This window comes from Xenorhabdus yunnanensis, from assembly GCF_028598805.1.
GTDB classification, from domain to species: Bacteria; Pseudomonadota; Gammaproteobacteria; order Enterobacterales; family Enterobacteriaceae; genus Xenorhabdus; species Xenorhabdus yunnanensis.
The window spans coordinates 1-505 of record NZ_JAQRFI010000226.1 but is presented as its reverse complement, the minus strand read 5'-3'; the positions used below and the strand labels follow the sequence as shown (position 1 = coordinate 505).

General features: G+C 39.2%; 1 pseudogene. It reads right to left on the bottom strand.

What is annotated here, in order from left to right:
* Positions 1-28: 28 nt before the first annotated feature.
* Positions 29-505: pseudogene (locus tag PSI23_RS21950) on the bottom strand (IS1 family transposase); the annotation flags it as partial.

Genomic DNA, 505 nt, shown 5'->3' with positions numbered 1-505 from the left:
GGTCACGTATTCAAAATGTTGATTGGTCTTAAATATAATATTCTCTTTCGATAAAAGTCCCGATGACTTTGTCATGCATTTCCGGTGATTTTGAATAACCCAATGTTTTACGATTCAGCCGCTTAATTCGGTTTCTAAGGGTAAGGTTTTCACGTTCAATACGCTGCGTAAAACTTTTTCCGATGAGGTGTTTATCCGTAGGCAACAAGTTATAAGCCTGGAATTTATCGGTACACCAAAAAACGACTTTAAAGTGCGATAATTTTTTGCGTAGTTTCTTCAATGTCTTTTTGCTTCGTCGGCCGAAAGTATGGGCAATAATACGCTTCAGACGAGGCTCCCAAGCATACCATAACCAACGTTGTTGCTTTTTATTTCCAATAAATGACCACATCTCATCGACTTCACAGATGAGCTGAATTTCCACCTGTTCCAGCGGTAATGTGGTTACACATCGTGGGGACAATTTTTTAAAGTGCGAACGACAGCATTAATACTGATATGC